This window comes from Allobrachymonas denitrificans DSM 15123 (assembly GCF_900110225.1).
GTDB classification, from domain to species: Bacteria; Pseudomonadota; Gammaproteobacteria; order Burkholderiales; family Burkholderiaceae_C; genus Brachymonas; species Brachymonas denitrificans.
In genome coordinates this window covers 1,350,304-1,361,803 of the sequence record NZ_FOCW01000001.1, presented here as the reverse complement: position 1 = coordinate 1,361,803, position 11,500 = coordinate 1,350,304, and the positions used below count along the sequence as shown (strand labels likewise).

Here is an 11,500-nt window from a genome sequence, read left to right as displayed (position 1 = left end):
GTGCCGTGTTGACCCGCGGTTGGCCATGCTCGGAGGTGCTGCTGTCGCACTTGCCATGTCGAACTTTGGATTATACCAAATTACGGTGTGCATGACAAGGCTGCCGCGTTTGCATAAGCGGCTCGCCAAGGTTGCCAACACGGCTTTTTCAATGACGGCGCAACGCAGCCGTGCCGCATTGCACCGGTGCAGGCGGCTCAGGATTCGCGTACCAGCTCGAAGTCGATGAAGCCGCGCTCCACGTCTGTCGCCAGCAGTTTGGCGCGTACGCGGTCGCCGACCTTGACCCGGTCGCCGGCCGCCACCAGCAGCTTGCCTTCGGCAGGCGGCAGGAAGATGCGTACCCAGGTGTTGCCGTTGGAGGCACCGGTGACGATACCGTCGAAGATTTCGCCGAGGTACTTGTCCAGCACCAGCGCCGCCTCGGACTTGCGCATCTGTCGCTCGACCTTGTTGGCAGCATCTTCCTGGCGGGTGCAGTGCGTCGCGAGGGAGGCTAGTTCGTCGATCGAATAGGGGGCGGGCTGCTCCTTGAGCGTGGCCTTGAGCAGGCGGGCCGTCACCAGATCGGGAAAGCGGCGATTCGGGGCGGTTGAATGGGAGTAGTCGCGCACGGCAAGGCCGAAGTGCCCCAGCTTGGGGCCGCCGGGTACTTCCACCACGTATTCGCCTGCGCCCATCAGCTTGATGATGGTGAGGGACAGGTCGGGGAAACGGTCCGGGTCGAGCTTGCGGCGCTTGGCCAGGAAGTTCTCCAGCGCCAGCGCGTCCGGCTCTTCTGGCAGGACTTCGTTGTATTCGGCGGCCACGGCCACGATCTTGAGCCAGCGCTCGGGCGAACGCACCACGCGGCGCAGCGATGGGCGGCGGTGCTGGGCGAGGAAGCGGGCCGTCACGCCATTGGTGGCGATCATGAATTCCTCGATCAGTTGGCGAGCGCGGTTCTGCACCTGCTGGCGGATCTCGACTACCTTTTCGCCATCGAACACGGCCTTGGGCTGGAAGGTCTGGAACTCCAGCGCGCCCTGTTCGCGCCGGCGTGCGCGCAGCTGCTGCGCCACGGAGTCCTGGGTGCGCAGTTGCTGGTCCATGCCGGGCACCGCCTGTGCGGCGGCGGGCAACGGGCCTTCACCGTCGATCCATGCGGAGACCGAATCGTAGGCCAGCTTGGCCTTGTTATAGACCCTGGCGCGGTAGATGCCGGATTTGGACAGGCTGCCATCCGGCTGGAACACCATGTCCGTCACCATGGCCAGGCGCGGCCCGTCGGGGTTGAGCGAGGTCAGGTCGGTGGACAGCTTCTCGGGCAGCATCGGGAAGATCACTGCCGAGGTGTAGACCGAGGTGGTGTTGTGGCGCGCGTGCTGGTCGATGGGGGTGTCCTTGCGAACCAGGGCATCCACATCGGCAATGGCGACCAGGATGCGCACCGCGCCATCGGGCAGCACCTCGCTGGCCGTGAGTTGGTCGAGATCGCGCGAGTCGTCGTTGTCGATGGAGCACCAGAGCAGGCCGGTCAGGTCACGCACTTCACCGCCATGGGGCTCGCCGAGGTGGGTGATGGCGGCGAGCTGGTCCAGCGCTGCAGGCGAGAATTCCGGCTTGAGGCCGCGTTCGCGCATGGCGCGTACCGCCAGGGCTTCCAGATCGTGCTTTTCGTGGTCGGAGTGTTTCACGCGGTCTTCCTTTGTTGGGGGCGTCAGGATGGCGGGAGCGAGATGGCGGGCTTGGCAGCGGTGATGCAGCCTGCCCGTTGGTCGGGCAGGGGTGCGGTGTCAGTCCCTGGGCAGGGTTTCCAGCGGGATGTCCTTGTCCACGGCCAGCTTGTCGAGCTGCTTGCGTGTCTTGCCGGCCAGCCACTTCTCGATGGCCTCGCGCGAACTGTCGAGCTGGATGCTGTCGGGCACGGTCGGATCGATGCCGGCTTCGACGCACACGCGCTGGTAGAAATGCGGTTCCAGTGCAGCCAGCGCCACGCGGCCGTCCTTGCAGGCGTAGACGCGGTAGCCCACATGGCCACCGCCGGTGAGCGCCTTCGGATGCTGCATGTCGAAGGTGGTGCGCGGACGCGCCAGATAGGACACGGCCTGGCTCAGGCCAACCTCGATCAGCGTACCCTTGTCGTGCTTCTGGCGGTGCAGCACGCATTGCAACACTGCTTCGCTCGCCATGAGCGAGCCGGCCATGTCGGCAAATAGCGTAGGCGGCAGGTTGAGGCCGGTGACCAGGCCATTTTGCGCCTGGTAGGTCAGATCGTGGCCGGCTTCATCCGGGTTGGTGGTGCTGCCGTAGATGGCGACCAGCGACAGGTGCGGGTGCTGCTTGTGCAGGGTCTTCCAGTCGACGCCGAGCTTCTGCATGGCGCTCTGGCGGAAGGAGGTGATCAGCACATCGGCCTTTTCCAGCTGCTTGTGCAACTGGCGCTGGCCCTGTTCGGTCTTGAGGTTGACGGGCACGACCTTGATGCCTTCGTGCATCTCGGCGTGGCCAGCCGGGCTGTAGATGTGCATCGGGTCGCTGGTTGTCTGGCCGGCGGGGGCAGGGGGTTCCAGCTTGATGCAGGTGGCGCCCATCTCCTTGCAGCGTTGCAGGGCGGCAGGGCCGGGCAGGTTGAGGGCGAGGCTGACGACGCGCACGCCGCGCAGCACCTTGAGGGGTTTGCTCATGAAGTCTCCGGATGTTGTTCTTGCTTTGTCTGCGGGCAGGGCAGTTGCCCGCATGCCTGAGCCACTTTACCGCAGCTCCGGGCCGGTTTTTTGCGCAGGAAGCAGGCGGGGTGGGCGGGATGCGGGAATTTGCCAAAAAATTGCAGCCTGCTTGCCGGCAGGGCGTGCAAAAGGCTACAATCACGGTCTTTGCGGAGCATAGCGCAGTCTGGTAGCGCATCTGGTTTGGGACCAGAGGGTCGGGAGTTCGAATCTCTCTGCTCCGACCAAAAATCCCGAAAGGACTGGCGAAACGTTTTGCCGGTCCTTTTTCTTTGCTTGCGCCAGCCTTCCTGTCCTTGCCGCGATAGGTAGAATGGCAGCCGTTTCATCTGCCCGTAGCTCAACTGGATAGAGCAGCTGCCTTCTAAGCAGCAGGTCGGGGGTTCGAGTCCCTCCGGGCAGGCCAATTTCTGCAGGTGGCCCCATGCAAGCGCTGATTTCCCTGTTCTTTGACACCCCGCGTCGCACCCTGGCATGGATTGCCGTGGTGGTTGCGGGCATGCTGGCATTCGGCCTGAACCTGCAGTACAACGGCGGGCTCGTGCCATGCCCCATGTGCATCGTGCAGCGCTACCTGTACATTCTGGTGCTGCTGCTGGCACTGGCCGGGCTGGCGGGCAAGGGCTGTCGCTGGCATGGCGCGAGCTATGTGCTGATCCTGCTGACCTCGCTTGCTGGTGCATTCGTGGCGGCGCGCCAGTCCTGGCTGCAGTGGTATCCGCCCGAGTTCTACAGCTGTGGCCGCGATTTCTACGGCATGATCGAGCAGATGCCGCTGAGCAAGGCGCTGCCGAAGATTTTTGCCGGCAGCGGTGACTGCACCGCGATCGACTGGACGTTTCTGGGGGGCACGATTGCCAACTGGTCCTTTGTCGGATTCTTCGCCTTGACGGTGGTGAGCATCGGCTGGCTGTTGCAGATGCGCAGGCGTTGCACGCAGCGCGGGGCCTAAGAGCCCGTCTGGAACCCGAAAAAACAAGGCCTCCGACATGGAGGCCTTGCTGTTCATGAGCTTCAGGAAGCCCTGTTATTCCCGAAAGGGAGCTTACTTGTTTTTCGCCAGCAGCTCAAAGGCATTGCGCACTTCACCCATGGGGCGCTCGCCGCTCTCATAGATGTTGTTGGCGCGGCCAACCAGCAGGGTGTCGAGCGTGCCGATATTGTCCAGTTCCTTGTTGGCGTAGGGCACCTTGTTCAGCACGTAGCGCATGGCGTTCAGGCGGGCGCGCTTCTTGCAGTCCGACTTGATGACGGTCCAGGGAGCATCCACCGTGTCGGTTTCGAAGAACATGGCTTCCTTGGCGCGGGTGTAGTCCTCCCACTTGTCCAGCGAGGCCTTGTCGATCGGGCTGAGTTTCCACTGCTTGAGCGGGTGCAGCTCGCGTTCCTTGAAGCGGCGGCGCTGTTCGTCGCGGCTGACGGAGAACCAGAACTTGAACAGGAACACGCCGCTGCGGGTGAGCATGCGCTCGAACAGCGGGGCCTGCAGCATGAATTCGCGGTATTCCTCTTCCGTGCAGAAGCCCATCACGCGCTCGACGCCCGAGCGGTTGTACCAGGAGCGGTCGAACAGCACGATCTCGCCGTGCGTGGGCAGGTTCTTCACGTAGCGCTGGAAGTACCACTGGCCGCGTTCCTCGTCGGTCGGCTTTTCCAGGGCCACCACGCGGGCACCGCGCGGATTCAGGTGTTCCATGAAGCGCTTGATGGTGCCGCCCTTGCCGGCTGCATCGCGGCCTTCGAACACGATCACCACGCGGGCGCCGGTTTCCTTGACCCAGGCCTGCAGCTTGAGCAGTTCTACCTGAAGCGAGTATTTCTGCTTCTCGTAGTTCTTGCGGCTCATCAGGTTCTTGTAGGGGTAGCCGCCCTTGCGCCAGTCCGCAGCCAGTTCCTCGTCGGCAGACACGTTCTGGCGTGCCACGCTGGCGTCCACAGCCAGCATGCGCTTGAGGGCATCGACCTCGTCCTTGGAGGCGCGGGACAGCAGCGTCTGCATGGCCTGCAGCTTGTCTTCGGCAGTCTCGAGGATCTGTTCGATGGCGACGCTGCGGCGCGTCATGGCAGCCATGGAGGCTTCGTGCGTGGCGACCTTGTCGATGTTGTCGACAGAACTCTTGCCGATCACCACGTCACCGGAACGGACCAGGCGGGTGGGATCCTTCAGGGAGATAGGGGTGGTTTTGCGGGTCGCCATGCGGGATACTCCTTTTTCAGATTGAGATGGGATACGGGCCTCGGATGCGGCAGGATGTGCCGCGACACACGGGGCTTACTGCAGTTTCTTGACCAGTACCAGGCTCTTGCGGTCCCAGTTGTACTTGCGCTTGCGTGCTTCGGGCAGCCAGGAGGGATCCACCACCGTGAAGCCGCGCTTGATGAACCAGTGCATGGTGCGCGTGGTGAGGACGAAGATGCTCTTGAGGCCCATGGCGCGGGCGCGTTGTTCGATGCGGCGCAGCAGCTTGTCGCCGTCACCCTGACCCTGCACCTGCGGGCTGACAGTGACGGAGGCCATTTCGCCGGTGCCGTCCTCGGGGTAGGGGTAGAGTGCGGCGCAGCCGAAAATCACGCCGTCGTGTTCGATGATGGTGTAGTGGTCGGCATCACGCTCGATTTCGGTGCGGCTGCGCTTGACCAGGGTGCCGTCCTTCTCGAACGGCTCGATCAGCTGCAGGATACCGCCCACGTCCTCGATGGTGGCTTCGCGCAGGCTTTCGAGCTTTTCATCCACCACCATGCTGCCGATACCGTCGTGGGTGTAGATCTCGAGCAGGATGGAGCCGTCCACCAGGTAGGGCACGATGTGGCTGCGCTCCACGCCGTTCTTGCAGGCGGTGACGCAATACTGCAGGTGAAAGCCCATATCGGAGGGCTTTTCTGCGGGAGGCAGCTGACTCAGCAGCGACTCGGCGTAGGCCAGCGGCAGTTCGGTATCGACCGGGTTGTCGTCGCCGGGAGGATCCATGGGGCGCAGGCGGATGCCGCCGTTGTCCGTCAGGAAGATCAGCTTGTCGGCGTGCAGTTCGCTGGCAACCTCGGTGGCCACGTTTTCCATCGTGAGGTTGAAGGCTTCGCCGGTGGGCGAGAAGCCGAGGGGAGACAGCAGCACCATGGCGCCGCCATCCAGCATGGTCTGGATGGCCGTGGCATCGACCTTGCGCACCAGGCCGGAGTGCTGGTAGTCGACGCCATCGACAATGCCGACCGGGCGGGCCGTGAGGAAGTTGCCGGAGATGACGCGCACCGTGGCGCCGGCCATGGGCGTGTTGGGCAGGCCCTGGCTGAAGGCGGCTTCCACTTCGTAGCGCAGCTGGCCGGCCGCTTCGAGCGCGCAGTCGAGGGCCACGCTGTCGGTGACGCGGGTGCCCTTGTAGAAATGCGGCTCGTAGCCCTTGGCGCGCAACTGCTCGTTCACCTGCGGACGAAAGCCGTGCACCAGCACGATCTGCACGCCCATGCTCTGGATCAGCGCCAGGTCCTGCGCGATGTTGCCGAGTTTGCCGGCAGCAATGGCTTCACCGGGCACCCCGATCACGATCGTCTTGCCACGGTGCATGTGGATGTAGGGCGCAACGGAACGGAACCAGGGAACAAAGGTGAAGTTGAAGACGCCGGACATCGGAGGGCAGGGGGCTTGTTCGATTCTTGTGAGGGCTTGCGGCCGCTTGCGACACTGGGTTGTGCGGCTGCCAATCCTCCAATTGTCCGTCTTTTCCCTTCCATGCAAAAGGTCTTGCAGGCCCCGGGATGTGAATTAGTGACGCAAGTGTTGTCCCGATGCAGCCAGTGATGTCCGCGCTGGCGCTATCGGGATTTTCCCGAGGCCTCAGGGTGCTTCGGAGCGCACGCACTTTTGCCAGTGCGAAGGCAACAGGTCAAAGAGCGGGCTAGGGTCACGCTGCAAGCGGTTTGCGTCGCCCGGAGCTGGAGGTTCGGCAAGAGCTGGCGCTATTTGTACCGGGTTGATATGGGCAAGTTGCGACATCCAGCCAATGTCTACGCCACCTGCAGCCCCGGGGCGAGAGTAAATCAGCTCCAGCATTTTCCTGGCAGCAAGGTTTCCCTTGGAGCTGGCCAGCCGGTAAAGCCGTATGGCTTCCGTATAGTTTCTGGGGCGGCCATCACCGCGGTGATTGGCGCGCGCTGCGCGATAGATGTCCTCTGCCGGACTGCGGGCATCCGGGTAGCGCCCCTGTATCTTGACGCTTTGCTGCTGGAGAATGCGGATGTTGGTCTGGGCGGATGGAGAAAGCGGGGAGGCCTGCCGGAAATGCTGGGCTGCCTGTGACGGCTTGTTGTCGGAGACAGCACGCAATCCCAATTCGACCTGCGCCTGAATATCGCCAGCGCGTGCGGCACGCTGGAGCAGCTGCTCGGAGCCGGCAAGGCTGCCTAGACCCTGGCGTGTTTTCAGCAGCCAGTCGAGATAATCTGCACGGGCTGCGTGGGTATGCCTGAGGGCTGCAATATGTTTGGCGGCAGCCTCATGGTCTGCCTCTCCTTTGCAGGCTTCCAGGTGGCACCAGGCCAGTCCTGCATGCGCCCAGGCCTGGCCACCCAAGTCCAGAGATCGGGTAAACCAGTCAAAGGCCTGGGGCAGATCGGGACGGGTGCCTGCGCCATGCAGGTGGATGAGCCCCAGCAGCCAGGCGGCATTGGCAGCCGCCGCCTTGCTGGATTGCATGCCATTGACTTCCCACTTCAGTCTGGATATTTCCTGTTCGCTGGCCTGGCATGCCTGCGCCGAAGAGATGTTTGTTCCGGCCTCTTTCGTCCAAGCTGTCCCATTGCCATGCAGGGCAATGAGCAGCAGGGCAGCAATGAGGGCAGCTTGCTGTTTGCAGCCATTCGGAATCAGCGTTTTGGGCATGCTTGGCACCGGGCTTGTGTTGCACAGGTTACTGTTTGGGCAGAACCTGCCAATTCAGCGTTTGGTAGGCGATGGCGTCTTTCCCGAGGGCCTGCTCGAATTGCTGGCGCACCCCTTCGACACCATTGGCACCCTTGATCAAGGTCAGGGCAGGCACACGATAGGTTGCCGGCAGTTTCTGCATGGGATCTTCGGTGGTGGCCACGCAGATGGCCGATTCGGTGCCAGGCACCCCTGTATCCAGCACGAAAGGCGGATTGGGGGACATCCAGTCAGGAATGCGGATGGTCTGGTTGGCCGAGACCAGGGAGGCAGGATTGGACATGTTGGGAAGCAGGCGAATCACGTTGCCCTGCGGGCTGGCGTGGTAACACGACAGGTGCGAAGCGCGAGACAGGCGCACCGAGAGGAACAAGGGAGTTCCCGAGTAGAAGCGCGTCTTGTCGATGACGGGGTTTTCAATGGCGAGATCGATTTTCAGGGGGGCCGACGTATCGGGGACGGTGTCGTCGCCCTGTTCTTTCTCCATCCTGGCGTTTGTCCATCCGATGCGCTTGAATTGCCCTTCTTCGTCCAACTTCACAAAGTTGCGCAGGACACGGTCATAGGTGGTGTAGTCGATAATGCCGGTAACCACCATGCCCTGGTCGGCCTGGAACTTGCCAATCGCCTCGCGCAGAATGGGGCTGTTGGCAAGCAGCAGGGTTTCGCTGCGCGGGAGGTAACCCTGCGCCATGAGCGAGCGCTGAATCAGGCGCTGCCGGGTAAGCGAATCGTTGGATTCGTACCACTCACGCAGTTGGCGCTGGAAGGCGGGGTGGGTCTGCTCCAGCGTCAGGCACTGCCAGTAGGGAACACGGGCCCACTTGCCCGTCAGCTCGATCATGGCCAGTTCCACCAAGGTGCGCACGGCAGCGCCAGTGCCTGCAGCATAATCGCGGCCGACGTTGAAATCCCATCCATACTTGCCAATCCGGCCGGAAAGATCCAGCCCCTGTCCGCCGTTGCCGATGACGACTTCATTGGCAGAGTCAAGTCCTGGAATGATGGTACGGGATTTGAAGTCTCCCAGATGCAGCTCCAGACCCACTACGGTGGCACTTCGGTTGGTGCTTGCGCCACTCTCGAAGCGGGTGGCGGACGTTCCCAGCTGCATGCGGTTGTTGATGACGTTCTGGTCGACGAAGGACATGCCTCCCGATACATACAGTGCAGGCCGCTGCAGCTGCATCTGGTTGTTGTTGAGCAGAATCGTGGTCAGGTTCTGGACGGTATCCTGACGTGCGATGTCCACTTCAAAGTCCACGTAACGGAAGGCGTTGCTCAGGCGCGACATCTGCGACAGGGCCGTGATGATCATTTCCTTGGTGGCAACCGGGACCCGTGTGGAGTAGTCCGGGATGGACTTGCTGCTGATCAGGGTCGTGGGAACGCGTGCCTCCTGGAACAGCTTGTCCATGCACATCAGGGAGTCGGAGAAGCTGGAAATGGAGCGGACAGGCCGGGTGACTGGCCTGGATGACATGCTGGCGTAGGACTGGAATTCAGCATCCCGGGCCGGGTTGATGGGCAGGCTGCAGCCGGCGACCAGCAAGGTTGTCAATGCCGGAACAAGAAGACGCAAGGAGGGCGGTCGACGGCCTGCCAAGCGATGGAGACGGGAAGAAAGTGCTTTCTGGATACGAGTCGGCATGGCAAGCTTTCGATGTGGCTTTCTTGTTCGTTCCGGCTGCGGTTTGGCAACTGGCAGTGGCAGATGGGCTGGTTACTTGCAGATATTGATGACGTCCCCGCGCAGGACGACGATCTGATCTCCCTGGCCTTTCTTCGCCACGGGCGCTCCCGGAGTGGTTGCATAGGTATTGCTTGCAACTTCCTGAACGCAGGTACGATGCAGGGCATTGCCGGAGCTCTTGGAGATCACGTCCTTTTCGGTGTAGATCGTGCCATCTCCGTTCATCGCGGACTTGGCTTTGGCCTGGTAGCGTGCCACCTTCGCGCGCAGCGAAGCAGGCATGCCATCAGCCTTTTGAAGAGGGGTGGACTTTTGCGTCGCGTAATTGGGCAGTTTCAGATAGTGCACGGGACGATCCAGGCTGATGGGGTCTTCCCATGGGCCTGCCAGCAGAGGCGTGGCTGCGGAACTGCCGGCCAGCAGGATGGTGATCAGTTGCAAACGCTTGATGGACATGACAGTCTCCTGGACGTGCGGTGACGGAAAGGCAGCTGCCTGCCATGATGGCCGGCAGCTGCACGCTGGACTCAAGCCGAACGCTTAGTTGGGAGCGTAGTTGGTGGCCAGGTTCTGCACGGCGTCAGCCATGAAGCCGCGAGCTTCGTTGGAGATGGTGGAGTCGTTAGCGTAGACGACCTGCAGCTGAGCAGCGTCAACGTACACGGTGCCGTCGTTGCTGGCCAGGTTCTGCTTTGCGGTGCTCATGAAGCCGCGTGCGCTGTTGCTCACGTCAGAGTCATTGGCGATCGTCAGTTGAATAGACGGCTGGTTGATTTCGACACCAGCCGTGTTGGTGGACACGTTCTGCTGAGCCTTGGTCATGAAGCCGCGAGATTCGTTGGAAATGGAAGACTGGATGGCAGCCACACCCTGGATCTGGGGGGCGTTGATCTGTACTTCACCGGGGGCGGCGAAAGCGGCAGTCGTGGCGAAAGCGGCAGCGATGATTGCGAGGCGTTTCATGATGGTTTCTCCTAGCTTAGAGGTTGGTGGGTGCGGACGACAGAACAGAACGATCTGCCAGCCGGACGGGCCGATGTTTTTACCGTGTTACATCATCGGCCCGACAGCTGCAGTGTGCTTTGCTTGCCAGGCTTTTGGAATGACCTGATTGAGGTACCCATCAAACCACGAAGATGAACATGTGGCAGCGATAAACCCTTGATCTATATTGATAAATGAAAAGAATATAATTATAAAGAACTATTTGTATCTAAATGAAAAATTTGTGTCCAATCGAAATAAATTACAAAAAACAAAAAAATTTAACGTTTATTGCCGCATCTTAAGCGGGTGACAATCTTGATAAGAACTCGGAGATGCGATAGGCATCTGGAATTTTTGCGTGCACCCGAAGATTATTGCTGCTATAGCATTAACATTATGGTATTATTAAATGCGACGTTATTTTGGAAAAATGGGTCGACCGATACAGGTAGTACTGGCGGAAGGAAATACGCATGCCCGGCGCGTGATCGGTTGCGAGCTGCAGAAGGACGAGCGGATCGAGTTGTGTGCAGTTGCCAGCTCCGTGAAGGAAGTGAGGCGCATACTGACTCAATAGGATTTCGATGTCATGCTGCTTGATCTCCATCTGCAGGACGTGCAATGCCTTGACGTGATCGGCCACATCAAGCAGAGCATGCCGCTGGTCGAAGTGATCGCGACTTCCACGCGCGACGACGAGATGGAGGCGGTGCATGCTTTTGACAGGGGCGCTACCGGGTATCTCGTCAAGAGCTCGTGGTTTGTCAGCTACGGCGATGCCGTTGTCGAGGTGATGCACGGTGGGGCGCCCTTGACCGCCAGCGTTACTCGCCGCTTGCTGCCAAGACTGCGCGATGGAGCCGCTCGCAGGACGATCCACCACTTGGGGGGCAAGGACTCCCGGGATGGCGAGCTTCTGACGTCCCGCGAGCAGGAGGTCTTGCAACTGGTGGCCAAAGGCCATACCAGTGCTGAAGTGGGGGAGGAACTGGGTATCAGTGCGCAGACGGCGAGCGCACACCTCAAGAATATCTATCGCAAGCTGCAGGTTCGGTCGCGTGCCCAGGCAGTGAGCAAGGCGTTCGCCCAGGGTTATCTCCGGTAATTTCCGGATGCGTTCCTGTACCGGGGGCGTGATCAGGGATAATTACATTTTTGTCTATTTGCTGGTGGGCCTGTGGCTGCCAGGCAGGCTTC

Annotated in this window: 10 protein-coding genes and 2 tRNA genes; 4 read left to right on the top strand and 8 right to left on the bottom strand. The window is 61.1% G+C overall.

Annotated features, from left to right (window positions below; genetic code table 11):
- Positions 1-197 precede the first annotated feature (197 nt).
- Both BMW28_RS06265 and BMW28_RS06260 read right to left on the bottom strand, forming a co-directional pair.
- Entirely contained in the window at positions 198-1,676 is a 1,479-nt protein-coding gene (locus BMW28_RS06265) for an RNB domain-containing ribonuclease (RefSeq protein ID WP_323030997.1), read from the bottom strand.
- Between the two features lie 99 nt (positions 1,677-1,775).
- Positions 1,776-2,666, bottom strand: a complete 891-nt coding sequence (locus tag BMW28_RS06260; RefSeq protein ID WP_091815148.1) for a CoA transferase — start codon at positions 2,664-2,666, stop codon at positions 1,776-1,778.
- A gap of 192 nt (positions 2,667-2,858) precedes the next feature.
- Between BMW28_RS06260 and BMW28_RS06250 the strand changes: the two genes are divergently transcribed.
- The 3 genes from BMW28_RS06250 to BMW28_RS06240 all read left to right on the top strand — a co-directional run bounded on the left by BMW28_RS06250 (position 2,859) and on the right by BMW28_RS06240 (position 3,660).
- Positions 2,859-2,935, top strand: a tRNA-Pro gene (locus BMW28_RS06250).
- A gap of 102 nt (positions 2,936-3,037) precedes the next feature.
- Positions 3,038-3,114: transfer RNA gene (locus tag BMW28_RS06245), tRNA-Arg, on the top strand.
- A gap of 27 nt (positions 3,115-3,141) precedes the next feature.
- Positions 3,142-3,660 (top strand): disulfide bond formation protein B, encoded by a 519-nt coding sequence (locus BMW28_RS06240; RefSeq protein WP_200785749.1) that lies wholly within the window; start codon positions 3,142-3,144, stop codon positions 3,658-3,660.
- Between the two features lie 93 nt (positions 3,661-3,753).
- Here BMW28_RS06240 and ppk2 read toward each other — a convergent pair whose 3' ends face one another.
- The 6 genes from ppk2 to BMW28_RS06210 all read right to left on the bottom strand — a co-directional run bounded on the left by ppk2 (position 3,754) and on the right by BMW28_RS06210 (position 10,279).
- On the bottom strand, positions 3,754-4,905 hold the full coding sequence (ppk2, locus tag BMW28_RS06235) for a polyphosphate kinase 2 (protein WP_091815140.1): 1,152 nt from the start codon (positions 4,903-4,905) through the stop codon (positions 3,754-3,756).
- Positions 4,906-4,980: 75 nt separating this feature from the next.
- On the bottom strand, positions 4,981-6,330 hold the full coding sequence (gene argA / locus BMW28_RS06230) for an amino-acid N-acetyltransferase (RefSeq protein ID WP_091815137.1): 1,350 nt from the start codon (positions 6,328-6,330) through the stop codon (positions 4,981-4,983).
- A 207-nt stretch (positions 6,331-6,537) separates the two neighbouring features.
- Positions 6,538-7,581, bottom strand: a complete 1,044-nt coding sequence (locus tag BMW28_RS06225; protein WP_091815134.1) for a tetratricopeptide repeat protein — start codon at positions 7,579-7,581, stop codon at positions 6,538-6,540.
- Between the two features lie 28 nt (positions 7,582-7,609).
- Entirely contained in the window at positions 7,610-9,106 is a 1,497-nt protein-coding gene (locus tag BMW28_RS06220; RefSeq protein WP_234970001.1) for a DUF4384 domain-containing protein, read from the bottom strand.
- A gap of 240 nt (positions 9,107-9,346) precedes the next feature.
- Positions 9,347-9,772 carry a hypothetical protein gene (locus tag BMW28_RS06215; RefSeq protein ID WP_091815128.1) on the bottom strand — a complete coding sequence of 142 codons (426 nt, stop codon included), beginning with the start codon at positions 9,770-9,772 and terminating at the stop codon, positions 9,347-9,349.
- Between the two features lie 84 nt (positions 9,773-9,856).
- Complete coding sequence (locus BMW28_RS06210) at positions 9,857-10,279, bottom strand: hypothetical protein (RefSeq protein WP_091815125.1); 423 nt, start codon at positions 10,277-10,279, stop codon at positions 9,857-9,859.
- A gap of 613 nt (positions 10,280-10,892) precedes the next feature.
- Between BMW28_RS06210 and BMW28_RS06205 the strand changes: the two genes are divergently transcribed.
- Positions 10,893-11,408 (top strand): response regulator transcription factor, encoded by a 516-nt coding sequence (locus BMW28_RS06205; protein ID WP_091815123.1) that lies wholly within the window; start codon positions 10,893-10,895, stop codon positions 11,406-11,408.
- Positions 11,409-11,500: the final 92 nt, after the last annotated feature.